This window comes from Chitinophagales bacterium, assembly GCA_020635995.1.
Lineage (GTDB): Bacteria > Bacteroidota > Bacteroidia > Chitinophagales > UBA8649 > JAFMKE01.
Genome location: JACJYS010000002.1, coordinates 221,804 through 246,583, shown reverse-complemented (window position 1 = coordinate 246,583; position 24,780 = coordinate 221,804). Strand labels below are relative to the sequence as shown.

The following is a 24,780-nucleotide window of genomic DNA, read 5'->3' as shown; positions in this document are numbered from 1 at the left end:
ATATGATAATACACTTAAATAAAAATATAGACGGCAAAGAGGCACAGCAAATAGCAGATAAATTAAAAGCTATTTTAATAGAAAAGGAAGAAATAGTTTTAGTTACGCCTTCTAAATTGCAAGAGTTACCCAAATATTTAGAAGAAAAAGTATCTAAATATGTGGCTGTTCCAAACGATATTCAGTTGGCGAGCAAGAAATATATTTCGGGAACGCGAGAAATAAGCATTGGAAACATAAAAATAGGAGGGGAGTATAACCATACTTTAATGATAACTGGGCCATGCAGTGTAGAAAACGAAGAACAAATAGAAAAATCGGCTAAATTTTGTGTAGAACAGGGAGTGAAAGTGTTGCGAGCGGGCTGTTATAAACCCCGCACATCGCCATATAGTTTTCAAGGTTTAGGCTTAGAGGGTTTAAAACTGCTGGCAAAAATGCGAGATAAATACGGCTTAAAAATTATAACAGAAGTACGCGATGCCAGCCATGTAGATGACGTTATTGAGTATGCCGATATTGTACAAATAGGTGCTAAAGCCATGTACGACCACGGTATTTTGCGAAGATGTGGACAAGCCCGAAAACCTATTTTGTTAAAAAGAGGATTTGGCTCTACACTACAAGAGTTTGTGCAGGCAGCCGAGTTTATTTTAAGCGGTGGCAATGATGATGTTATTTTATGCGAAAGAGGAATTAGAACTTTTGAAACCAATACGCGTTTTACTTTAGATTTATGTGGCGTAGCTTTTTTAAAAGAGAAAACTAATTTACCTATAATTTTAGACCCAAGTCATGCTATGGGATATGCTTATGGCGTGCCGGATTTATCTCGTGCGTGTGTGGCTATGGGTATAGAGGGCTTACTTATAGAAACGCACCCTACACCTAAAGAAGCATGGAGTGATGCAGCACAACAACTAAATTTTGATGAATTTGCACAGCTTCAAGCCAGCTTAAAACCAGTGGCAAATGCCGTGGGAAGAACATTGGTTTAGCTGGTTAGTTGATGAGATATAACTGTACAAAATTAAAAAATGGAAATAGGTAAATACCACACATTAAAAGTACTTAGAGAAACAAGCGTAGGCTATTTTTTAGGTAATGAAGTAGGAGAAGATGTTTTGCTGCCCAATAAATTTGTACCAAATGATCTAAAAATTGATGATGAAATAACTGTATTTATCTATTTAGACAGCGATGAGCGTATAACTGCCACTACTCAAACTCCCGAAATAATTATAGATAGTTTTGCTTTTTTAGAGGTGGGAAGCGTAAACAAAGTTGGTGCATTTTTAAATTGGGGCATAGACAAGCAATTGTTTGTACCTTTTCAAGAACAAAAATCTAAAATGCAGGAAGGCGAATACCATTTGGTTTATATGTATTTAGATGAAAAAACTAAAAGATTGACAGCCAGCTCAAAATGGGATAAGTTTATTAAAAAAGATGCTAAAGAAACTTTAAAAGAACAAGAAGAAGTGAGTGTTTTGGTGTTGGGCGAATCTCCTTTGGGATATAATTGTATAGTAAACAATGCCTACAAAGGCTTAGCTTATTTTAATGAAAATTTTAAAGAAGTAAGCACCGGAATGCAAACAAAAGCTTACATAAAGCAAGTGCGTGAAGATGGAAAAATAGACTTACTTTTTGAACCGCCAGGAGTAGCTTCTTTAGAAAAACATGCCGAAACTATACTTAAAATATTAAGAAAAAATGGTGGTTTTTTGCCTTATCACGATAAAAGTGATGCGGAAGAGGTAAGGCAAAATCTGCAAATGAGTAAAAAAGCCTACAAAAAAGCAATAGGGAATTTATATAAAAACAAATTCATTACCATAGAGAAAAATGGAGTGAAATTGGTAGATTAACTAAAAATCTTAACTCTTTCTGTTATTAGTATTTTGTATGCCATTTTTCTTTTTTCATTTAAAAAAGAGTTGTCAATAAGCTCAATTGCCTTTGGTAACCATTTTTTAAGTCGCTTATAAACTCCGTCAATTTGTTTTTCGTTTAATGCTAAAGCGAACCCAAGCCTATCAAAATATCCCCTTTTAAAGTTACTCTTTTTACCTCCAAGCAGTAGAGCTATGTCTTCCTTATCTTTAGGTAGTATCATTTTAACATTTAGTAAATCATAGGAAGGAGAAAGAACCCACCCCATTTCAGATAAAAACATAGAATAATTTTTTAAATGCATGTCATTGTTGCCAATAATGAAATTAAAAACAGTAGATTCAAAAAATCGCAACTTATCGTATAAAGTGTTTACCGATAGCTCTCCAATTTCTTTCCCCAACATTTCCATTGTTCCCTTATACTTATCTTCCAATTCAAGAATTTGCAGAAAATCAATCATGTGATTTTTTGTGCCATTCAAATTTCTATCTATTCGTTTAGTAATAAAGCAAAGTTCTCCCGATTTTAAGCGAATCAAACTAATGGGTACAATATCAATATTAAACAAGGCTGCTAATTTCATAGAAAGATGCTCATTTTCGGGCATTTGAGGGAAGTTAGCATTTTGAGGTTTTAAAATGTACCTCCCATCTAAAGCATTCATTATAGTTAATCTACCAGATTGACCTTTATCTAATTCATCCTTTATCCAACCCAAAGACAGTTTGGGCTGAACACCGGGAACAGTTACCGATTGTTCTACAGCCTCCTTAGCTAGTTTTTCCATTTCCCTTAAATGATAAGGCAAAACTGGAGCTTTACTTGTGCCAAAAAAAGATTTAGAACATTTTGGATGAAAATCTACTTGATTTTCTTCAAGTTTTTTATAACAATACAAGCATTTAGACATCTTTATTAGAATTTACAGTGTGCACACTTACTGCCCCAATAGCGTTTTGACAGCAAGCGAGCAAAAGTCCCATACGGTCATTTTTGTTAATTTTCCAACTTTCCGAAGCGATATTTAACAGCCAACCTTCGGGAATTAATCCATCAAAAAAAGGGAAAAGTCTTTTACTAAAGTAAGGGCTTATTCTAATGGGCATATTAAAGGTAATAAATTGATTTGGATAGTTTTTAATGTAATCCTTATCATATTCAAAGCAATATTCTCCATTATCTTGTTCTGTTAATATTCCTGCTTTTATATTGTTATATTTAATAATTCCTTGCCTCATCATGTATTTTTATAGGACCCAAAATATGACCAAACATGTGTAAAACCCGATTAACCTTTGACAAACTAAGGTTATCTTTCCCTTGCTCTATCTTTCTAATAACAGTCAGTGCTACACCCGATTTCTCTGCAAATTCTTCTTGTGTTAGGTTCAATTGCTTTCTTCTTCTTTTTACAAAGTCTGAAATTTCAGTCATTTTATATGTATTTACATACAAAAATAATAAAAAAATAAAAATTATATGCATTTGCGTATAAATAAATTTATTTTAGTAAAATTATATGTAAAAGCATATAATTATAAGTGATAGTAATACTTGCACGTAGGTTTCTTCAAAAATCAGATTTTGCATTTAAAGTCAATCCTCTTACTTTTACAAAAAATAGAAAATGTCTAATATTACTACCAATTTAAGTAAAATGGCAACTAAGTTAGAAAATGAAATTCAATATTTTTTAGCTGTAGATAATGAGTGGTTGCCCATGAATGAATTAATAGGCAAACCTATAATATTAGAGTTTGAAGGGCAAATAAACTGCATTATTTGTGGTAAAAAAACCAAAAAATCTTTTGGTAATGGGGCATGCTATTCTTGTTTTATGAGTGCACCGGAATCTTCGCCATGTATTATTAATCCGGAGCTGTGTGAAGCACATTTAGGCAAAGGTAGAGATATAGAATGGGAACAAAAACACCACAACCAACCTCATGTAGTTTATTTAGCAAAATCAAGTGCTATAAAAGTGGGGGTAACAAGAGCTACTCAAGTACCTACACGCTGGATAGACCAAGGGGCAAGTGAAGCCATTATTTTAGCAGAAGTGCCTTATAGAAGATTGGCAGGAGAAATAGAAGTGCAATTAAAAAATCATTTTACGGATAAAACCAACTGGCAGCAGATGCTTAAAAATATTGTTGCTACAGATGATTTGCTACAAGTAAAAGAGGAAGTTTTAAACTATTATTTAGATGCAGCTTATCATGAATTTATCTCAGATAACGACACAATAATCAGTTTAAATTATCCTGTAGAAAATTATCCTGCTAAAATTAAAAGTGTACGTTTAGATACTGTACCAATAATAGAAAGTACTTTAAGAGGTATAAAAGGGCAATACCTATATTTTGGTAGCGGACAAGTTTTTAATGTACGCAACCACAGTGGTTATTTGGTTAGTTTGAGGTGGTAGAATAATAATATTATGGATACCAAGCTTCTACTATAACTGTCATTATTGCTGTACCCGTACTACTGTGAAGGTGTGGCCATACTCTATAAGTTGGATAGGTTAAACTGCCCTCTTTGTTTATTACCACTTCAACGCCTCCTGTATATGAAACACCTATGTTGGGTCCCATTATATAATAAGTACCTGCGGTAGCACAATTTACATCACTACCTCCGCTATCATAAGTGTAATCCCACCAACCGGTATGTCCGGTTTTGGGACTCATTGTTAAGTAATAATTACTACTACTTCTATACACGGCAATAGAAACATAAGGGTCGCTATATACTTCATAGTTTGTAGTATTATTGGTAAGCTGTACTTTTGTATTTCTTTCAACTTTTTGAGCTACACCGCCTCCAAGACCACTTGTATTATTATAAATTAGTTTTCCTCCAGTTATATTATTGGTATTTGTAGTGCCATTGATTTTAATGTTTCCGCCCACTACTTCTAATTTATCTACAGGATTATTAGTACCTATACCTACTTTCCCACTTGTATATATGTCATCAGAATTATAAACATGTGGAACAACTAAAACAGAGGAACTTCCTGCTCCCGGGTCTGTTTGTCCTAAAGCCCCTATGTGAGTCCACGTTCCAGAGGTAGTTTCTACCGTATAAAAAGAACCGGCACCTGTGTATGTTTTAAAATTCATATATAAATCGTAGCTTGTAGCACCTGTGCCTCCCGTATTTGCTACAAATTTAATTCCATCTGAATTATAAAAACGATCCTGTGCTCCTGTGTACCAGTATGTGGCATCACCGGCAAAACCATTGGCATCTACACTAATTGCATTACTTGTTTTAAACCGTATAAATACTTCATTGTTTTGCGAGGTGGCGGCATTATATCCTGAATTGCTTATAATTTTAAAATAAGCACTTTGACCGCCTTGACCAATAGTTAGCGTACCCAATTTAACCCATTGAGCAGTTCCTGCTGTATTTGGTAATTGATAAATAGTTTGTCCTGCTTTCATCCATTGAGCATTACCATTAGCATCTGTAGCGGTAAGTACATTTCCTGAGGCTGGAGAACCACCTCTTATTCTTACTGTACCATTTACATCTAAATTAGTTGTTGGGGAGGAAGTGCCTATACCCACATTGCCCCCTCTATTTATGGTAAATCTATCATCACTATCTCCTACAGTCATTAGTTTATTTACTTCATATTCAATAGCATTATATCCACCGGGTATTCCTGTTGATAATACCCAATCTACAGGTTGCCAATCATTACTTTGTAAATTATCTTTTATTGAATAATCTACATTTCCGGTTCTTTCAACATAGACTTCTAAATATTGAATATCGTAAGTACTCCCTTCTAAAATTCTAACTTTAGTAAAAGTAGCAGTAGAATATATGGAATGGTTTAACAGTGTAAAAGATGCATCCGATGCATTATTATAAGAAATTCCTGCAATAAAACGTAATGTGGAATGACCTCCGCCCGAAATATAATCTCTTAAAGTAAATTCAGCATTTGCTCTTTTTCCTGAGCCATCATTTTGAGCTATTCTGTACCAATTACCCATTGTAACGCTTCCCGAATTAAATAATCCTTTATCCGGTTTTTCCCAAACAGCATTTCCGTCAGTATCTATAGCGGTTAAAACTTTGCCATTTTCCGGACTACCACCACTAATTTTTATTGAGCCATTTATGTCTAAGTCGGTAGTTGGATTAACTGTACCAATTCCCACATTTCCATTGGTATATATATTATCTCCAATAGTTGTTGATTGTCCTTGGTCGGCAGTGCCATTTGTTTTATGCCAATCATGGTCGGGTTGATTATCTACTCTTACCCATTTACTGCCATCCCAGTAATAATACCCGGGAGTTACATTATTAGGAACTATACCTGCCGTAGCTTGGTTATAAACCAATAATCCTGTGGCAGGAGAACTTATAGGAGTAGTAGCATTAGTGGCTGTTAAATTAACCCTTGGTGGCAAAAACCCCTTATCAGTAGCGGTTACGTCAAGTTTGGCACTGGCGTTAGGTGTGTTAGTGCCTATACCTACGTTTTGGGCTTGTAAACCATAAACTAAGGTAAATATTGTTATAGTAAGTAGTAATTTTTTCATAATAATTAGTTTTATGTAAAGATATAAATGATATCCTTTAATATTAGTTTTTTATTAGTAACTAAGAAAAAAAATTAGTCGTCAATTACCATTTCACAAGTTTTGTTAGCATTTGTACCACTTTGATCCCAAGTAAGGAGATAAAGTTGTTTCGTACCGTCATTTTGTGCCACACTGTTAATATGTTGGTGATCGGTAAAATAGCAACCCCAATAATTATAGATATGTGTTTCATTGTTATCTCCATCAATTCCTTCACTATCAGTACTTAAACGCCATCTTCCACTGCTGGTGTCATAAAAGAAAAGTCCGGAACGTGCGGCTGCAGTTGTTTTTAAATCACTATCCCATTTTTTCATTAAAAAACGGATTTCGCAACCATCCTCATCGCCACAAAGCTCGTTCATAATAGTCATATCTAAAGGTACGCTGGTACGGCTACTACCTTGATATTGAGTAGAAACGTGGTAGCGTTTGGTGGTAAGATCTGTATTAATTGAAACGGTTTCAGTATTACTTGCGTTCCATACAGACCTTATAGTTTGTGTTAGTACATTGCCTTCTACTTGAAGTTTTTCCGTAGGATTGGTTGTTCCTATTCCAACATTACCTGCTTCATCTACTCCCACAGCATATTCGCCTACAGGTGTAGCCAAACCGGAAGGTATTTGAGTGGTAGCTACAAAGCTACCGTCTATTAGCCACCCTCTTATTTCTGCATAGGGTTGGTTTGCATCTCCACTATGTTCTACCTCTACAGCAGATGCTGAAGGGACACTACTATTTGATGAACCTTCAAATATGGCGGCATAAGGTCTTCTTGACCCTGTTGGTGTTAATAATGCTTTGTATAATCCTAAGCGTTTAAAAGCAGCTTCAAGAGTAGATGTAACTGCACCTTCCCAAGCATCGTAACTTGTTAATATACCTATTTGTCCATTATTAATTCCGTTTAATGCTGTTGCTAAATTATTTGCATCTATAACATTGCCATAGCTGTCATAAGTAGCATCCGTTAATACAGCGTGAGTAGATTTACTGATAATAGTTAATCGCAACCCACGACCACTAGCAGTACTATAAATTTGGGTATCGCCTATTCTTAAAACTCTAGCAGAGTTATTATTAAGCCCCGTACCTCTTATATATAGTGGAGCGACTTTGCTGTTTAAATTTAATCTTGTCCATTTACTACCATCCCAATAGTAATATCCCGGGGTTACATTATTAGGAACAGTACCTGCCGTAGCTTGATTATAAACTAATAATCCTGTAGCAGGAGATGTTATAGGAGTAGTAGCATTAGTGGCTGTTAAATTTACCCTTGGCGGTAAAAAACCCTTATCAGTAGCGGTTACGTCAAGTTTGGCACTGGCGTTAGGTGTGTTAGTGCCTATACCTACGTTTTGGGCTTGTAAACCATAGATTAAGGTAAATATTGTTATAGTAAGTAGTAGTTTTTTCATAGTGATTAGTTTCCTAAGTATATAAATGTATTTACGTTTAAGTAGTTATTCTCAATATTTAATGCTGAACCTGATCCACCACTATTTACAGTAACAGTATGAGAGTGATTGCCTGCATTTTGAATAGTGCCATTATTTTCTGTTCTCTGTCTTCTATCTGTTGTTCTGAATGCATCATGATTGTTGCCCGCAGGATATCCTTGAGAAGAAGAAGAATTAGTATCATGATTTGCAGTATAAAAACTATGGTTGTGATTTCCTGCTGTGGAAGTTGAACCAGAAAAATTTACATTTGGTAAATTAGTCTGTGCTATAGTAACTGAATTATTTCCTCCTGATGAGAATAATGATCCAGATTTTTGTTTTAACACTTTATCAGTTGCGTTTGGTAAATTAGAACCGGAAATACCAAGTGAAGACCAAGCAGCTTGTTGAGTTGTAGATAATGAACTTATTAAACGTCCATCTAATTTTATCCAACCATTATGGTCTGCTGGCTGAACTCCTAGCTTTATATCTCCAACAATACCAGCAACATCCATTTTTGACCATGCTGTGCCATTCCAATAATAGTATCCTTTCCCCAAACCATTTGTTGTTGTGGTGTTTGTATTATATAACATAATTCCTTCCGTATTTGATGTACCGGATAATCCAAAAGTATTAGTATTGCTTAGGCTCACTTTAGGCAATAAAACTCCTTTATCTGTAGAACTTATATCAAGTATTGCACTAGCATTAGGGGAATCTGTCCCTATCCCCACATTACCTGCTTCATCTACTCCCACAGCATATTCGCCTACAGGTGTAGCCAAACCGGAAGGTACTTGAGTGGTAGCTACAAAGCTACCGTCTATTAGCCACCCTCTTATTTCTGCATAGGGTTGGTTTGCATCTCCACTATGTTCTACCTCTACAGCAGATGCTGAAGGGACACTACTATTTGATGAACCTTCAAATATGGCGGCATAAGGTCTTCTTGACCCTGTTGGTGTTAATAATGCTTTGTATAACCCTAAGCGTTTAAAAGCAGCTTCAAGAGTAGATGTAACTGCACCTTCCCAAGCATCGTAACTTGTTAATATACCTATTTGTCCATTATTAATTCCGTTTAATGCTGTTGCTAAATTATTTGCATCTATAACATTGCCATAGCTGTCATAAGTAGCATCCGTTAATACAGCGTGAGTAGATTTACTGATAATAGTTAATCGCAACCCACGACCACTAGCAGTACTATAAATCTGGGTATCGCCTATTCTTAAAACTCTAGCAGAGTTATTATTAAGCCCCGTACCTCTTATATATAGTGGAGCAACTTTGCTGTTTAAATTTAATCTTGTCCATTTGCTACCATCCCAGTAATAATACCCGGGAGTTACATTATTAGGAGCAGTACCTGCCGTAGCTTGATTATAAACCAATAATCCTGTAGCAGGAGATGTTATTGGCGTAGCTACATTAGTGGCTGTTAAATTTACCCTTGGAGGTAAAAAACCTTTGTCAGTAGCAGTTACGTCAAGTTTTGCACTTGCATCGGGAGTAGCTGTGCCTATACCTACGTTTTGGGCGGATGCCTTGAAACAGAGGGTTAAAATGAATAGAGAGAATAAAAATTTTTTCATAGGTTAAATAGTTAGAATAAAATATTAAAGTTAATATTTTGTTACGAATAAAACAATATCTTGAGCCTCCCAATCATCGTCTCCTGTATTTGAAATTTGTAGCCTAAAACGCATAGTCCCTGTACAATTAGCTACCCAATAATCCATATATGACATACTCTTCATATTATCGTGATTACCACCGCTTTCATCAGGTCTTATCCATCCACTTGTTATAAAATTTCTATCTGCACAGGTTACTCCATCTCCAAATACTCTAATGTAAAAATCATCATTTCCACTACCACCCTCTAACCTTGCATTCCAATTGGCTTCTACTTTAATAATATCTCCGGTTTCTACTTGTAAATACCCTGTGTATCCAGTTACATCAAAGTACGAATTGCTAGTGCTGTTAGGGCTGTAAGTACCTGTGTTTTTTACATATACTACATTATTTTTCATGTGTATAGTATTATCTCCCAACATAGATAAATCTCCGTCTGTCTGCATTTCAAATTGTGTTGAATTATTATTTCTAAATCCAATTGTTTGTCCTGATGCCGAATTTAATAAAGTATTACCAGTACTATTTTGCAACAAGGCATAAGTTCCTGTTCCATTCATATCAATATGTGAAAAACCAGCCCAATCATTATGCCCCATATATCCAATATGTGCTCTGCCTATTTCTGCACTTTCATTTTGGTCGGGAAATACAGATAGTTTTTGGGCAGGTGCTGTTGTGCCTATGCCCACTCTATTGGTACTTGCATCCACCACAAGTGTTGAACCGTCCACTCTTAAATCTCCATTATTATCATTTTGAAGATATAATATTGTATTGCTATTCGTAATAATTTCATTTCCATCTAGTCTTAAACTATTTGCTATTTCTAAAACGCCTGTCCCTGCTGTGCCGGAAGCATCAGCAGTTCCATTTAACTGCACTCTTCCATTGGTAAAAATATTATCTGCAATATTATCAGCACCTCTTGTTTGTCCTATTTCATAGAAATTATGGTCTTTAAATCCACTTAAATCCACTGTTTTGGTAGCTTCTCCATCACTTTCTAATGAAAGTTGAAGTGTATTGCCACTTAAACTAAAAATATCAATTTTTTGGTCGTCTGTATTATCTAAGTATGGTGCTAAATTAACGGTGGTAGCATCTCCACTTAAACTCAAAGTATTTCCACTCAATGATAAATCTTGTATTTCATTATTAGGGTCGGCATCGGCATCATTTAATGAACTTGAAGAATCTAATACTCTTACCCATGTAGGGGAAACCGTAGTACCGGAATTGAAATAAAAGCCTGCTGTGCCAAACGTTGCTCCTGTATTCCACACCATTAAGCCTGTGGCTGGTGTAGGAATTGTTGTAGCATCTGTAGCACTTTGTATATTTACTCGTGGTATTAATATTCCACCACTGGTAGATACTATATCCAGTTTAGCACTTGCATCGGGAGAGGCAGTACCTATCCCTACGTTTTGGGCAGATAATAATCCTATTAATGCTATTAATGTTAAGTATATTTTTTTCATGTTGTTATTTTTAAATTTATCTAACCCAAACTTCTATATTATCTATTCCATAAGATTCATCATTTGTATTTGAACCTAATGTAGAGCCAATATATAAATAGATGTTTCCTCCCATGTCATTATTAACACTTATGTGTCCCGAGTATGCTTTATCAGAATAGCTGCCTGATCCTATAAATGTGTATTGAGGACCATCTCCTTCTTCATATTCCATTTGCCATAAAATTGCTGGATTTCCGGTTAAGCTAGTGGATACTCCAACCCAGCCTTCTTCATTATCCCAAGAATCAATAAAATAATAAGTAAAATGAATTCTTGCTTCTGTCCAAGTAACGCCACTCATGTCATACATTTTCTTTAAAACATTATCATTATCGCTACCTGTATTATAATTATGTAATATTGTACTTACACCAACTGCACTAACATTGGTCCGTGTTCTTTCAGTACTAACTGTACCTGAAGTAATATTTTCATACATATTCCACCCATCTAATCCGGCTTGAAAATCATCTCTATATATTAGTGTCCAGCCATTATTTACTTCTTTAGTATTAAATTGAACTTTTGAGTTAACACCTGTTACTTTAAAATTGCCCTCTACATCAAGCATTGCATCGGGAGAACCTGTACCTATTCCAACTTCATTAGATAGAGCATCTACTCTTATCATATTTGCATTGTCATTGCTTTCTACACGAAAATCTCTATCTAAACCCTGTTCATTAAAAACAGATGTTCCGTTGGCATCTAAACTAATTTGAGTGGCACCATTTTCATAAATTATCAAACGTCCGTCATCTCCGTCATCTATCATTTGAGCAATAATAGTTCCCGAAGTACTTCCATCATGCCATCTTGTATCATCTCCAAAATAAGTAATTCCATTATCCCTTACCTCAAAATGATTAACTCCCGCATCTTGCACAACAAAATCACCTGCTCCGTCAAGATTATAAATCATACCATAACTACCCTGTGTTATTGTAGTATTTTGATTTAATGCACCTCCTAAATCAATGTCGTTTGCGTTAGTAGTTAGTCCATTATCTCCAATTGCATTTACAGTTATACTTCCATTCGTTCCGCCCCCTGTCATTCCATCTCCAGCTACAATTTCTGTTACATCACCATTATCTAAATCTGCTAAATTTATACTGCCACCACCAAGTGAGAGCGTAAGGTTTGGTTTCGTATATGACAATGTTTGTATTTCATTTGAACTATCGTTATCATTATCTGCTACAGATATAGTAGTACTACTTCCTCCTGTTATGGTTATGGTTCTATCCGTTCCACTTACTGAGTTTCCTAAGTCTTGTAGTTCATTACTTGGGTCGGCATCAGCATCATTTAATGAACTTGAAGAATCTAATACTCTTACCCATGTAGGGGAAACCGTAGTACCGGAATTGAAATAAAAGCCTGCTGTGCCAAACGTTGCTCCTGTATTCCACACCATTAATCCTGTAGCAGGAGAAGGAATAGTTGTGGCATCTGTAGCACTTTGTATATTTACTCTTGGTATTAATATTCCACCGCTGGTAGATACTATATCTAATTTTGCACTTGCATCGGGAGAGGCAGTACCTATTCCTACGTTTTGGGCATTTAGCCCGAATGAAATCAATATAAAAAATAATAATATGTTAAATTTGCCCATGACTTAGTAATTAGTTGAATTTAAAAAAAATGATAAAATCTGTAAAGAAAGAAAAGGAACTAAGAGAAAAATCTACTCAGTTACAATAACGTTTTTTGTAAGTTGCTGCTGAGGCATTTTTACAGTTACAAAATATTGTCCCACAGCTAAAAATCCATTATTTATAGTATATTTATTTATTCCTTTGTTTAATGAAACGCCATCACTTAATATAAGCTTGCCTATTATATCGCTAACTACAATTTCTGCGTCAGTATCCATATTACTATTTATTTCTACAATTACTTCTTCTCTTACATTGCTTGGGTTAGGGTATATTGAAACATAAACACCGTCATTATTTCCTTTTAAACTTGCATTAACAATAGGAGAGTATTCATATTCTCCATTATAATCAACTTGCTTAAGTCTATAATAATACACTATATCTTTTTGTACTTCATAGTCTTCAAATCTGTAATCAATAGTTGAGCTTGAATTTCCATTTCCCTGCATATAACCTACTTTATAGAAATCAACACCATTGGTACTTCTTTCTATATCAAATCCTTCATTATTAATCTCTGTTGCAGTTGCCCAATCTACGTTGATATATTTATTTTCTACTCCGTAAGCAACTAAACTTAAAAGCTCTACCGGTAAAGTAACATTTGCAGGAGTAACAGAGTGTAATCTAAATTTTGAAAAACTTGACTGCCCGGAAATAGTATATCCCGTAGGTGCTATTACATAACCATTATCATAAAAACTAGGTGGTGCATTAGAAATTGTAACGCCATCACCTCCCACATCTCCATTTTTTGCCAAATATCTTAAATCTATATTATTGCAACCATAAGTAGAGCCATTAGTAGCTGTAATATCTGCTGTATTACTCGGCATAACTGTTATGGCATAATTAAAAGAAGATCCTTTAATTCCTTTGTTTACTTGCCATTGATAATCTTGATCAACATTCAATATTAATTGATCTAAAATACCATCGGCAGTACCGGCACAGTCATCTAAATTATCCACTTGGTTAGCCATTGGGTCTTCCCCTACATCATAATAAACCCGTCCACCATTATTTAATGCTTGGTCAGCAGGTTGAAAAAAAGCAAGAATATCCGCAGTATCTGCAGCAGTAAAAGCTAAACTTACAGGTTGTGTTCCTGCATCCACAACACCCGGAGTTATGCCTATTGGAAACAAATAGGTGTTTGCTCCCTGAATTTTATGGCGTAACTTACCCTCAACATAGTTGTTTCCTACATTTGCAGCGGTAGCTCCTCCCGTAATAGTTGTACCAGTACCTTCACAGTTTAAAATGTATAACTCATTAGCGTAAGCCCCACCGTCATCACTATGAGAACTAACATCTGTTCTTATAATTCCATTGCTTTCAAATTCAAGCGTATTTCTTACATTGCTGTTTACAGATAAATTCAAATAATCTGAAGCGGCATCTTTCTTTAGTTTTAAATCATAAAAATTGTTCACTAATGTTGTATCATCCATAGTGCCATAAACAGTAGAATTAGCATCTCCACTAAATCGTTCTATTCCTGTACTTTGGTATTTAGCAGAAGTGCCGTTAGCAGTATTAGTAAAATTGCCTGTTAATTCTATTTCTCCAGCAACATTTAACATTTCTCCTTGGTTGTTATTTATTTCTCCGGCAACAAATAACGTAGGATTTGTTCCATCTTTTCCATTTATATATACCTCAGGATTGGTGGCAGAAGCCGTATTATCTCCGTTTATATAAAACTCATTTTGAGCAGATAAGATATTGATAAACAGAAAAATAGAAATTGTAAGTATATTTTTTTTCATATTGTTAGCGTTTTAAATTAGCAAGATATGTACACCAAATATAATAAAACTAATTTGATTTTTGTTAAAAAATGGTTTATTTAATTCTTTCTTTTCTCAATATTTATGCCAAGTTGTCACTTTAATATTAAGGGCATAAACTTTGATTGAAACAAAGGCATATTACTTTAACATTTAAAATCAATATAATTATGCAAAAAGGAAATATAAACGTACAAACCGAAAATATCTTTCCTATCATTAAAAAGTTTTTATACTCCGACCACGATATTTTTCTGCGTGAGTTGGTTTCTAATGCAGTAGATGCCACTAAAAAAGTGGAAGTATTAGCTAAAAAAGGAGAGGTGCAAGGAGATGTTTCAAATCTTCAAATAGAAGTAAAAATTGATAAAGAAGCAAAAACTTTAACTGTTAGCGATAATGGTATAGGTATGACTGCCGAAGAAATAGATAAATACATCAATCAAATTGCATTTTCAAGTGCCGAAGAATTTTTAGAAAAATTTAAGGGAACTGACGATAAAGCACAAATTATTGGTCATTTTGGCTTAGGTTTTTACTCCGCTTTTATGGTAGCCGATAGAGTAGATATTATCACAAAATCATACAAAGATGAGCCTGCCAGTAAGTGGAGTTGCGATGGCAGCCCGGAATATACTATTGAAGAAACCGAAAAGGCAGAAAGAGGTACGGACATAATACTGCACATAAACGAAGAATCTACAGAGTTTTTAGAAACGTTTAAAATAAGAGAGTTACTTACTAAATACTGTAAGTTTTTACCTGTTCCTATTAAATTTGGAACAGAAGACTACGAAGTAGCCACAGGTAAAAAAGATAAAGACGGCAACGAAATAATGGAAACTAAAACCAAAGATTCTATTATAAACAATACCCACCCGGCATGGACAAAACAGCCTAGCGAACTTACCGATGAAGACTATTTAAAGTTTTACAGAGAGCTGTATCCAATGAGTGAAGACCCTATGTTTTGGATTCACTTAAATGTAGATTTCCCTTTTAAACTTACAGGAATTTTATATTTCCCTAAGTTGAAAAAAACGTATGAAGTACAAAAAAACAAAATCAGTTTATATAGCAATCAAGTTTTTGTAACAGATAATGTAGAAAATATTGTTCCTGAATTTTTGACACTTTTACATGGAGTTATTGATTCTCCCGATATTCCTTTAAACGTATCACGTAGTTATTTGCAGAGCGATAAAAATGTGAAAAAAATAACAGGGCACATTAGTAAAAAAGTAAGTGATAAATTAGTAGAATTATTTAAAACCGACCGAAAATCTTACGAAGAAAAATGGGAAAGTTTAGGCGTGTTTGTTAAATACGGCATGCTTAGCGATGAAAAATTTTATGAAAGAACAAAGTCGGCTTGTTTATTAGAAAATACCGAAGCAGAACTATTTACTATAGAAGAGTATATTGAAAAAGTAAAAGGTTTGCAAACAGATAAAGATGGTAAAACCGTACTTTTATATACCAGCGATAAAGATGGACAAGATACTTACATTAGAAATGCCAAAAACAGAGGTTATGATGTGCTGGTAATGGATGTTTTAATAGACAACCATTTTATGCAGCATTTAGAAATGAAAGAAGAGAACATCTCGTTTAAACGTGTAGATGCCGATACGGTGGATAAACTAATAGAAAAAGACGAGAATGTAGAATCTGTATTAAGTAAAGATGAAGAAGAAAAGCTTAAAAAGCTGTATGAAGAAACAATTAACAATACCGATTATACCGTAGAATTAAAAGCACTTTCGCCCGAAGATATGCCGGTACAAATAACCCAAAGTGAATGGCTACGCAGAATGAAAGAAATGCAGCAAATGGGAGGCGGAGGCATGGGCTTTATGGGCAATATGCCGGGCGGTTATAATTTGGTAGTAAACACTAATCATCCGCTGGCACAAAGTGTACTTAAAAGCAAAGGAAAACAAAACGAAAAAATAAATCAGCTTTTTGAATTGGCACTTTTAAGCCAAGGCTTATTAAAAGGCAAAAAACTCACAGATTTCATTCAAAGAAGTATGAAAGGAATGGAGTAAGGCAAAAAAATGGAAAAGAGGTTGTTATGCAGCCTCTTTTTTTTGAGGTAAAGAAGCCTTCCTCCTATGCAGCCATTCCATTAAAAAGCAAGAAAATACTATTACTCCAGATATTATAATACCCTCAATATTTGTATCTATTTGTTGGTAAATTAATATGAGTAAGGCTATTATGCTAAGCCAAAAACCAAATAGTGGAATGTATTTATTGCCATTAACTTCTTTGTGCAACTTAAACCCTACAAAATTTACAATGCCAAAAATCAATATAAAACCAATACTTCCTGTTAGCGATATGCTTTCTAAATTTAAGATATTTACCAAAAATAAAGTAGCTACTGAAGTTATAAGCAAACCTATAGGCTGATTCCAAAATAGAGATAAATAATGTTTAGGAAGTTCATCATCTTGTGCTATTTCATAGTTTACTCTACTGCCTCCGTATATGGAAGCATTAATGGCAGAAAATGTAGAAATTAATGCCGCCACAGTTATAATACTAAAACCTATTTGTCCTAACATGGGTTTGGCGGCTTCTGCCAAAACATAATCTTCTGCTTTAGCTATTTCATTAAACGGCAAAGAACCCACTGTAACAATGGCAATAATAATGTATAGTATTATTACAAACACTACAGAATAATAATACGCTCTGGCTATATTTTTTGATGGATTTATAATATTGGGAACTGCATTTGCTATTAATTCAAAGCCTTCATAAGCTACAAAAATAACCATGCCTCCTGCAAATAATTTTACGGGCGATTCCCAGTTTTTTATAGAAAGTTGCTCTAAATTTGGGTTGCCTACTAATCCATATCCTCCTATAATAACAAATCCTATTAGTATTATAAGTTTTATACCTACGGCATAAGATTCTATTTTGCCCACCATAGTTATGCTATAATAATTTATAATAGTGGCTATTACTACTACCGCACTGGCGTAAATATGAAAATCTATAATTTTGCTACCGGTTATTTGCCATAAATTTGGGGCATACGAACCAAAGGCAGATGCGTATAGAGAAAGCATTATAATATAACTTATCCAAAGTAAATTATTCATAGCTCCGCTAAATATGTTTACACCAAATCCTTGATTAATAAACTTAACGGTGCCTCCGCTATCGGGATAAGTTTTAGAAAGGTTTACATAACTATAGGAAGTTATTAAAGCTAAAATTCCTGCAAATAAAAAGGCTACTGGCGTACCTCCTTTGGCAAGAGAAACCGCCAAACCTAATACCGCAAAAATACCTCCCCCTACCATTCCTCCTATACCAATGGAAATGGCTTCTTTTAAACTTATGTTTTTGCTCACAGGCTAAAATTAGCCATTTATTTTACAAAATCAAAGGCTTCATCCATTTGCGAAACATCAAAATATCTTTCTAATCGTCCTTTGCTTGCTCTTTCAAAAAATAAATTATCTACAGGTACTAATGCTTTCATCATATTTGAATGGGCTACTATGGCTAAATGCCCCAACTGCTTGTAGTTTCTAAGTGTAAAAATAGTATCTTCCATAAAAGCTTTAGCACTACTTTTACTTATTTTCATTTCATCTAATTTTACCAATACATTAACATGGTCAAATCCTTGGTCTAATTTTTCTTGAAATAATTTTTGTGCAAATTTTTCGTCAGTTTCAGTAAAACTATCAATTACTTCAAGAGCAAGAGTGTTTCCTTTGTATGTTTTTAATTGTTCTATCATGGTGGTTTATTTTAAAGTTAAAAAATATAATGCCAAAGTTAAGGGTATTGCTATTGTTTTAGAATTATATTGTATGTATTAACAAGGCATTAACCTTTTTCAAAACACTTTAGATTAAAATAAATTTATGACTATTCGTAAAGATACCTATGAAGTATTTTACATTAACTTTTCTTTAGTAGAAAAGTTACAAAAGAATCGCACTAAGTTTTCAGCGACCCATTATAACCTCAACTCCTAAAAATCAAAAACTCATCACTCCGTTCTTCAAACAGTTTAATTTTTTACGGAGTTTTCGGTTAATGGGTGCCCCACTTACAAACTTAAGGTGCACTTTTAACTGACCTTAATCAAAAATACGTTAAGAAATGGTGTAAAACAGACATCCAAAATGAATGAAATTATAAAACAGTAAACAGACAAATTAGTATGCTCCTACAAATAAAAATACTTTAGGAAAACTAAAATTGAGCATACATTAATTTGTCCTCGTCTGGTTTATGGCATTTTAGTATTTTTGATTACAGTCTTGATTTTTTGTTACTTTTGTATCAAGACAAAAGTAAAAGACCACAAACTGTAATTCAAATTACTTAAACGTCCCAAGATGCTACCTTAAAGCATAAATTATTGGTATAATAACGGATAGGCATAAATAAATTAAATTGGTACTATATTAGCAGTAATTATAAAAAACACTTTAGTAAAATGTTTAAAAACTTCATTAAAAAACGCATTTTGTATATTATTCTTTTGCTTTTAGGCATAGGTTTAATTTTGTATGCTTTAAGTAGCTTAAGTGGCGAATTATTATTGGTAATTGTAGGTGCAGGAGCTGTAGTGGCTTTAATAGGATTTTTTCAAACTATTAAAAAAGATGCGGTAGATAGTGCCTTAAATAAAGATAAATTAAACAGGCTAAGTAAAGAGCATGAAGATTTAAAACGCCAGCATTTAAAAGTAGTGTCTGAAAACAAACGTATGCAAGACATGAAAATAAATGTTTCTAATATTAAGCCTTTAGTTGAGCTGGGTTTGTTTGAAGCTGAAACAGAATTTACACAGTTTGTTGACCAATATTTTGACGAGCATTTTAATGAAATTAATGACGAAGGAATGATAGAACTTATTAAGAGCAATCCTTCTAATTACTCAGAAAAATATGCCGATAATCCCATTAGAATTTTTGGTGCTTTGCATTTTAAATTAGATGCTATTTACGGAATAAAAGTAGATGAAATAAAAGTAAATACTTATGAAGAAAATGGTTTGCCTAAGGTAAAAGTTTATGGTGCTAAACCTAAGTTTTTGAGTTTTAAATCAAGAGATGTTTTATGGAAAAATCCTATTGCTTTAAAATACAGTTCGCCACTAATAGGCAAAGAAACATGGAAAACAGATAACAAACTTTTGCCTTACTACAATAAATTTATAGAAGAAAGAAGAACCAAAACTATAAAAGATAGCGAAAGAGGACCAAAAGAATTAGAATGGATAAAAAAACCGTTAGAAAATCAAATAAAATCGGTGTTAGAAATGATGTTTTTTAAAGGCTATGTTTTAGAATTTGTAGAAGAAAGTGATGAGCATTTTATAAGCTTAAATGATTTTGCTAATAGCAAATTAATAGAAAATAGCAATCTACAATTGCTTAACAATCTTAGTGAAAAAGAAATAGAGTAGTTTATTATAAATTAATACTCATTCCTGTGTTTATCCAAAATACATTGCTTGACTGTTTTCCTTTTTGAATAAATTCATTCAGTCTATAATCTAAACCTAATTCTACATTAACTTTTTTGTTGTGCTTATAGCCTATAGAAGGAAAAACTCTAAACTCAAAATCAAAAGTTTTAGCCTGCGAAATAGTAAAATATTCATTAGATATTTTAAAATAAAATTCCTTGTTATCTAATTTCTCGCCTTTTAGAGGAACTAATAATAAAACCCTATATCGGGTTCTATAAATTGGAGCATTATTTTTATTAAAAGTTTGATCAAATACAACTCTATAGCTTAGATATATCTTTTTTACTTTGTGTGCATAGATGTAGTGAAAGTTGTATCTGTAGAATTTTTTATATCCTTCAAATCTTAGTAAAACTAAGCTACCAAGAGTATGATTATTATGTATTTTTTTAGTGGTAAAAATACCAAAATCACTTAGTTCGGGATAAATGTTAGCTGGCGTTTTTGAATGAAACTCTCCGTCATAGATAGGAAATCTTGTTTGATTATTAAAAGTGATCTTCCAATCTTTCTTAAAGGTTTTTGAAATGTTGTAATAGCTTAAAATACCTGTTTTTGCATAATGCTGGGCGTTTAAAGGCACACTAAATATTAGTACAAATAGAGTTAATAGTGTTTTTATGGGCTTCTTTGCGTTTATGACAACAATTTCTTAACGCAAAGATAAAATTTATAGTGATTTTACAAATTGCACAAATTTATAGCTGAGTTGTTCTTTTACGGTAGGTATTAAAAGCCCTAAATCATGACCTGCCAATTGTTGTGTAACTAACTCGTAGTTTGCATTATTAGCTTGCAGTGAATCCCTTAGCATTTCTGCTTGAAAGTAAGGAACAACATTATCTATAGTTCCATAAACCATTAGCACTTTAATATCCGGGTTTATAAAATAAAGAGGGCTGTTGTCATAAAAAGCTTGTGGTACGCTATCTCCTAATTGATAGTTTGTACCACACAGCCTATTTACCATGCCTTTTAAATCAGCATTAGAAAAATAGTGGTTTCTTGAGTTTGAAGTATAAAAATCTGTAGGCCCGGCAAAAGAAGCTATGCCTTTAATGTCTTGGTTAGTATATTTATACCCCCTATGTAAAGCTAAATGCCCACCGGCACTGTGTCCTGCTAATACAAAGCCATTGTTATTTAAGCCCCATTCGTTTAAATGAGCTGCTACGTAGTCAATAGCTGCATCTACATCGGCATAAATTTCTTCTCCGTCTATGTTGGGGTTAGCGGTACTTGTTAGTCTATAATTGATATTGGCAGAAGCTATTTTGTTATTGTATAAATAATCCTGTATCCACCTATCATCATCTTTATTTCCGGCAGTCCAACCACCACCGTGTATCCACACTACAAAAGGGGTGTTTTCTTCTGTATTGGTAGGAATATAAACATCCATTTTTTGTTGACTATCAGATCCGTAAGCGATATTGTGTTTTTTTGTACTACTGTTGTTGTCTTGAGTGCAAGATTGAAATAGTAAAAAGAGTATAGTTGGAATCAATATTTTTTTCATGATAGATGAGTTTGGTTGATTAAATGTAATAATTCTGCTACAATAAAAAAACAAAAAGCTTGCCTATTTGTTTGAGGTGTCTGAGGGAGTAGGTATGAGGTAACGATATAAGATTGCTTCACTCCGCTCGCAAAGACGAACCGATATGAGTACGTCTTTGCAAGTGAAGCACGAACTGACATGTTATTAACAAGAGTTGCTATTAACTGTCAGGTTTATTGTGATGCTTCACAAAATCCCCAATAGAACATTTTTTGATTATTAATAGCCAATTCCGTTCTCTTCTCCGCCTGTGGCAGATTCATTGTGCAACGAAAAGTTAGTTGTTAGCTGCTGGCTTTCCCTTTTAAATATGTTTCGGGTGTCAAAATGGCTAATTCACTCTTTTTAAAGTCTTTTAAATTTCTCGTTAAAATAATTTTGATTTGTCCGTTTTCAATTGCCGAAAAGTTTTGCAAGGCATCCTCAAAATCTTTAAACTCTGAATTTAAAGCGGTCATAACCGCATTTTTGTCCATTTTCACAATTTCTATAATGGTCAAAAGCTGTTTTATTTTTTCTACAATTATATTATGTTTTGCTGTTTTACGTAATAAGTAATAGACATTTGAAATAATTACTGGTGTTGTAAATCCTTGTATTTGCTTTTCTGCACAAAGATTGATTAATTCAGTTGAATATTTTGCAAATGGTTTTCTGTCAAAAAAGAAATCCATTAAAACATCTGTGTCAATAAGAACTTTATCCATTATAAATATTTTTCTTCTAAACGGTTTCTAAGTTCTTTTTTATAATCCATATTTTTCGGCATTTTAAAAGAGCCTTTTAGTGATTCTACAATTGGATTAAGCTTTTTGTCTTTGTTTTTCTGTTCTTTTTCAGTAAGAATTTTTAAATAGTTTTCAATTATATCAGACAAGCTACGGTTTTTATCTTTCGCATAACTTTTTGCTCGTTCAATAATATCTCGTTCTATTGTCAATGTTAGCTTTGTATTCATTTTAATCAACTATTTTTGTTTCTACTACAAAGTTACAAATTAATTTTCAATCCACGTGTTTTTTTAATTTTATTAATACGTGTTTTTAAAGCTTTTGACTAACGTCAAAAATAGGGATTAAAAATCAAATAGTTAGGAATCTCAGTTCTTCATTAGTTAGTCCAAATTTAGTGATTTGTTTTTGAATACGCTTCACAAAATCTCCAATAGAACATTTTTTTGATTATTAACCATCCCCCAATAACCAATTACGTTCTCCGCCTGTGGCGTTTTCATTGTACGTCCTTCGGACGCAACGAAAACTTAGTTGTTAGCACACGTTTTATTCATCTGTTTCATTACTCTCATTCTCCCAAATTTCAGAATAATCTAATTCGGAATCTTTAATACCCAATGATTTTTTTATTTTAACCAAGATACTCTGTTCTCTATCCTTTACAAAAGTTGAGAATTGTCTGTAGTCAAGTTTATCCTTATCTATCAGTGATTTTGCCAAAATGCTTTCGTCAACATTTGCAAAATAATCTTTTGGATGTTTATTTGATTTATTTTGATTTTTTGTTTTTGCTAAAATCCAAAAGTTACCATATGAGTTTATTACACCCCAATCATATTCTTTTTCTTTTAGTATTGATTGAGGAAAGATATGGTCAATTTCAGGAGAATTCCTTGAGTACTTTACCTTTGCACCAGTTTTTCCTTGCAGTAGATGAAGTGTCAAATATCTATTTTTTTGAAGCAACTTTGTATTAAATGAATCATAACCTTCCCAATAATTTACCCACCAAATTGAATTATCAAGAGGAAATGAAGAATCACCTGAATCTGCAAGAGGTTTCAATTCCTCTCGAATAAATTTCCCAATCCTACTGTCAGCATACCTACTAAAAGGTCTTGTAAAACCGAAAATGTATAAAGCTCTTTTAAGTTTTGCTATTTCACTATTTGGCACAAGATTGTCGGGAGTATTAGCAAGATAATAGACTATTGGTATTAGATTCAGATAACCGCCAATAATATTACTATTCAATACATTACAATCCTCCTGCATAAAATCGACTAATGAACGAATTGCATTACAGGTTCGTTCATAATTAGTCTTTATCTTTTCTACATTTGAATATTTTCTTAATAAGTCAACATCAAATTTAGACCCCAAATTTGAAACGCTAAACAATGACCTTATAACAAAATCAATATCAATTCCCAAATTGTTTCCATCATTTATATCTTTAATAAAATCAGGTAGTTCCTCTGCAGATTCTTTCCAATTTAGTTTAAGCATACTGAATATTAAGTCTGAACGACTTAATGTTATTCCTTGTCGGTTTATTCTTACAAAAACTTCTAGTATATCAGATTCTGTTTTTCTGTCTTTGCTTTCCTTAGGTTTATTTTCATCTATAGTAGATACTTTCAAAATATTTCCGTCATTAGTAATTGAATGAATTAATTTATTCATATTCAATTCTAATCGAATTATATCTATATCAGTCAGACTATATTCATCTTTTAATTCGTTTTTCAGTGCTAATCTGCCCTCTGGGATTGAATTAAGAATTTCTTTAACTGGAATAAAAACAGAATATTTTTCTTGTTCTCCGTTTTCTTCTCCATTTTCCTTATTTTTTAAATTTTCCTTTGTTTCATTATTTAGTGCTATTGATTCATTTGTTTTTAAAAAACGAAATACATAAAAAACCTCGCGAAAATCGTCAGCAGTTTTACCACTTAAAATGTCAAAGTATAATTCCTTTCCATCAATGCTTCCGTTTAAAGCAATGAATAACGATTGCAACCGTTGTTGTCCATCAAGCACAAGTTTTATCCTTTTATTTCCAGTATTGTCTTTGAAAATATATTTTGCTTCAGATTGGTAATCATTTTCAAATTCTCGATATTTTATATCTAAATAAGTTTCCCATAATAGAACAATTCCAAGTGGATAACCTCTCATTATGGAATCAAACAATTTTGTTATTCGTTCTTCTTCCCAAACGAAATCACGTTGAATGGCAGGAAGGACAATCTCGTCATTATCAATCTGTGTTATAAAGCTACTTATCATAATGTTTTCATTCTTTTTAATGCACCACAACGTTCTGTGTATGGACAGTAGGGCTGATTCGAAGCACTTCACTTTCTGTTTA

The 24,780-nt window shown here is 33.4% G+C and carries 21 protein-coding genes; 5 read left to right on the top strand and 16 right to left on the bottom strand.

The features are described from left to right. Positions 1-2 precede the first annotated feature (2 nt). Together aroF and H6578_05145 are read left to right on the top strand one after the other, a co-directional pair. A complete protein-coding gene (aroF, locus tag H6578_05150; protein ID MCB9226537.1) occupies positions 3-998 on the top strand; it encodes a 3-deoxy-7-phosphoheptulonate synthase in 996 nt (331 codons plus the stop codon). Between the two features lie 39 nt (positions 999-1,037). Continuing rightward, on the top strand, positions 1,038-1,871 hold the full coding sequence (locus H6578_05145; GenBank protein MCB9226536.1) for a GntR family transcriptional regulator: 834 nt from the start codon (positions 1,038-1,040) through the stop codon (positions 1,869-1,871). On the opposite strand, the gene H6578_05140 is transcribed toward H6578_05145, so the two are convergent. From H6578_05140 to H6578_05130, 3 genes are read right to left on the bottom strand one after another with little or no spacing between them, the layout of a single operon-like run. Continuing rightward, positions 1,868-2,809, bottom strand: a complete 942-nt coding sequence (locus tag H6578_05140; GenBank protein ID MCB9226535.1) for a HipA domain-containing protein — start codon at positions 2,807-2,809, stop codon at positions 1,868-1,870. The two genes, H6578_05145 and H6578_05140, sit on opposite strands and share 4 nt — an antisense overlap. Then, entirely contained in the window at positions 2,802-3,137 is a 336-nt protein-coding gene (locus H6578_05135) for a HipA N-terminal domain-containing protein (protein MCB9226534.1), read from the bottom strand. Before H6578_05135 ends, H6578_05140 begins: the two co-directional genes overlap by 8 nt. Continuing rightward, a complete protein-coding gene (locus tag H6578_05130; GenBank protein ID MCB9226533.1) occupies positions 3,118-3,333 on the bottom strand; it encodes a helix-turn-helix transcriptional regulator in 216 nt (71 codons plus the stop codon). Before H6578_05130 ends, H6578_05135 begins: the two co-directional genes overlap by 20 nt. 193 nt (positions 3,334-3,526) lie before the next feature. Between H6578_05130 and H6578_05125 the strand changes: the two genes are divergently transcribed. Continuing rightward, positions 3,527-4,327 (top strand): DUF2797 domain-containing protein, encoded by an 801-nt coding sequence (locus H6578_05125; GenBank protein MCB9226532.1) that lies wholly within the window; start codon positions 3,527-3,529, stop codon positions 4,325-4,327. Between the two features lie 10 nt (positions 4,328-4,337). Here the strand turns inward: H6578_05125 and H6578_05120 are convergent, their stop codons facing one another. From H6578_05120 to H6578_05095, 6 genes are all read right to left on the bottom strand, one after another. After that, positions 4,338-6,470, bottom strand: coding sequence for a hypothetical protein (locus H6578_05120; protein MCB9226531.1), 2,133 nt, complete (start codon positions 6,468-6,470; stop codon positions 4,338-4,340). Positions 6,471-6,544: 74 nt separating this feature from the next. After that, positions 6,545-7,936, bottom strand: coding sequence for a hypothetical protein (locus H6578_05115; protein MCB9226530.1), 1,392 nt, complete (start codon positions 7,934-7,936; stop codon positions 6,545-6,547). Positions 7,937-7,941: 5 nt separating this feature from the next. Beyond that, positions 7,942-9,561 carry a hypothetical protein gene (locus tag H6578_05110; protein MCB9226529.1) on the bottom strand — a complete coding sequence of 540 codons (1,620 nt, stop codon included), beginning with the start codon at positions 9,559-9,561 and terminating at the stop codon, positions 7,942-7,944. 30 nt (positions 9,562-9,591) lie between these two features. Next, positions 9,592-11,091 (bottom strand): hypothetical protein, encoded by a 1,500-nt coding sequence (locus tag H6578_05105; protein MCB9226528.1) that lies wholly within the window; start codon positions 11,089-11,091, stop codon positions 9,592-9,594. A gap of 16 nt (positions 11,092-11,107) precedes the next feature. Beyond that, positions 11,108-12,754, bottom strand: coding sequence for a hypothetical protein (locus H6578_05100; GenBank protein ID MCB9226527.1), 1,647 nt, complete (start codon positions 12,752-12,754; stop codon positions 11,108-11,110). Between the two features lie 72 nt (positions 12,755-12,826). Next, the gene (locus tag H6578_05095; protein MCB9226526.1) at positions 12,827-14,572 is read right to left on the bottom strand and encodes a T9SS type A sorting domain-containing protein; all 1,746 of its coding nucleotides are present in this window, start codon (positions 14,570-14,572) and stop codon (positions 12,827-12,829) included. Positions 14,573-14,760: 188 nt separating this feature from the next. Between H6578_05095 and htpG the strand changes: the two genes are divergently transcribed. Next, positions 14,761-16,644: a molecular chaperone HtpG gene (gene htpG / locus H6578_05090; GenBank protein ID MCB9226525.1), complete on the top strand. Its 1,884-nt coding sequence runs from the start codon at positions 14,761-14,763 to the stop codon at positions 16,642-16,644. A 24-nt stretch (positions 16,645-16,668) separates the two neighbouring features. On the opposite strand, the gene H6578_05085 is transcribed toward htpG, so the two are convergent. Further along, positions 16,669-17,967: an APC family permease gene (locus H6578_05085; GenBank protein MCB9226524.1), complete on the bottom strand. Its 1,299-nt coding sequence runs from the start codon at positions 17,965-17,967 to the stop codon at positions 16,669-16,671. A 17-nt stretch (positions 17,968-17,984) separates the two neighbouring features. After that, on the bottom strand, positions 17,985-18,362 hold the full coding sequence (locus tag H6578_05080; GenBank protein MCB9226523.1) for an STAS/SEC14 domain-containing protein: 378 nt from the start codon (positions 18,360-18,362) through the stop codon (positions 17,985-17,987). A 708-nt stretch (positions 18,363-19,070) separates the two neighbouring features. On the opposite strand from H6578_05080, the gene H6578_05075 reads away from it, so the two are divergent. Then, positions 19,071-20,045, top strand: a complete 975-nt coding sequence (locus H6578_05075) for a hypothetical protein (protein MCB9226522.1) — start codon at positions 19,071-19,073, stop codon at positions 20,043-20,045. Between the two features lie 4 nt (positions 20,046-20,049). Here H6578_05075 and H6578_05070 read toward each other — a convergent pair whose 3' ends face one another. From H6578_05070 to H6578_05050, 5 genes are all read right to left on the bottom strand, one after another. Further along, positions 20,050-20,694 carry a DUF2490 domain-containing protein gene (locus H6578_05070; GenBank protein ID MCB9226521.1) on the bottom strand — a complete coding sequence of 215 codons (645 nt, stop codon included), beginning with the start codon at positions 20,692-20,694 and terminating at the stop codon, positions 20,050-20,052. Positions 20,695-20,781: 87 nt separating this feature from the next. Continuing rightward, positions 20,782-21,630, bottom strand: coding sequence for an alpha/beta hydrolase (locus H6578_05065; protein ID MCB9226520.1), 849 nt, complete (start codon positions 21,628-21,630; stop codon positions 20,782-20,784). Positions 21,631-21,956: 326 nt separating this feature from the next. Further along, complete coding sequence (locus H6578_05060) at positions 21,957-22,379, bottom strand: PIN domain-containing protein (protein MCB9226519.1); 423 nt, start codon at positions 22,377-22,379, stop codon at positions 21,957-21,959. Further along, entirely contained in the window at positions 22,379-22,630 is a 252-nt protein-coding gene (locus H6578_05055) for a hypothetical protein (protein MCB9226518.1), read from the bottom strand. Before H6578_05055 ends, H6578_05060 begins: the two co-directional genes overlap by 1 nt. Positions 22,631-22,952: 322 nt before the next feature. Further along, positions 22,953-24,698: a DUF262 domain-containing protein gene (locus tag H6578_05050; GenBank protein MCB9226517.1), complete on the bottom strand. Its 1,746-nt coding sequence runs from the start codon at positions 24,696-24,698 to the stop codon at positions 22,953-22,955. Between the last annotated feature and the right edge of the window lie 82 nt (positions 24,699-24,780).

Excerpts from the sequence above, each read along its gene's own strand:
- H6578_05135 (MCB9226534.1), bottom strand. The coding sequence starts at position 3,137 with ATGAGGCAAGGAATTATTAAATATAACAATATAAAAGCAGGAATATTA.
- H6578_05145 (MCB9226536.1), top strand. The coding sequence starts at position 1,038 with ATGGAAATAGGTAAATACCACACATTAAAAGTACTTAGAGAAACAAGC.
- H6578_05060 (MCB9226519.1), bottom strand. The coding sequence starts at position 22,379 with ATGGATAAAGTTCTTATTGACACAGATGTTTTAATGGATTTCTTTTTT.
- H6578_05095 (MCB9226526.1), bottom strand. The coding sequence starts at position 14,572 with ATGAAAAAAAATATACTTACAATTTCTATTTTTCTGTTTATCAATATC.
- H6578_05125 (MCB9226532.1), top strand. The coding sequence starts at position 3,527 with ATGTCTAATATTACTACCAATTTAAGTAAAATGGCAACTAAGTTAGAA.
- aroF (MCB9226537.1), top strand. The coding sequence starts at position 3 with ATGATAATACACTTAAATAAAAATATAGACGGCAAAGAGGCACAGCAA.
- H6578_05140 (MCB9226535.1), bottom strand. The coding sequence starts at position 2,809 with ATGTCTAAATGCTTGTATTGTTATAAAAAACTTGAAGAAAATCAAGTA.
- H6578_05110 (MCB9226529.1), bottom strand. The coding sequence starts at position 9,561 with ATGAAAAAATTTTTATTCTCTCTATTCATTTTAACCCTCTGTTTCAAG.
- H6578_05050 (MCB9226517.1), bottom strand. The coding sequence starts at position 24,698 with ATGATAAGTAGCTTTATAACACAGATTGATAATGACGAGATTGTCCTT.
- H6578_05055 (MCB9226518.1), bottom strand. The coding sequence starts at position 22,630 with ATGAATACAAAGCTAACATTGACAATAGAACGAGATATTATTGAACGA.
- H6578_05105 (MCB9226528.1), bottom strand. The coding sequence starts at position 11,091 with ATGAAAAAAATATACTTAACATTAATAGCATTAATAGGATTATTATCT.
- H6578_05075 (MCB9226522.1), top strand. The coding sequence starts at position 19,071 with ATGTTTAAAAACTTCATTAAAAAACGCATTTTGTATATTATTCTTTTG.
- H6578_05080 (MCB9226523.1), bottom strand. The coding sequence starts at position 18,362 with ATGATAGAACAATTAAAAACATACAAAGGAAACACTCTTGCTCTTGAA.
- H6578_05115 (MCB9226530.1), bottom strand. The coding sequence starts at position 7,936 with ATGAAAAAACTACTACTTACTATAACAATATTTACCTTAATCTATGGT.
- H6578_05120 (MCB9226531.1), bottom strand. The coding sequence starts at position 6,470 with ATGAAAAAATTACTACTTACTATAACAATATTTACCTTAGTTTATGGT.
- H6578_05065 (MCB9226520.1), bottom strand. The coding sequence starts at position 21,630 with ATGAAAAAAATATTGATTCCAACTATACTCTTTTTACTATTTCAATCT.
- H6578_05100 (MCB9226527.1), bottom strand. The coding sequence starts at position 12,754 with ATGGGCAAATTTAACATATTATTATTTTTTATATTGATTTCATTCGGG.
- H6578_05130 (MCB9226533.1), bottom strand. The coding sequence starts at position 3,333 with ATGACTGAAATTTCAGACTTTGTAAAAAGAAGAAGAAAGCAATTGAAC.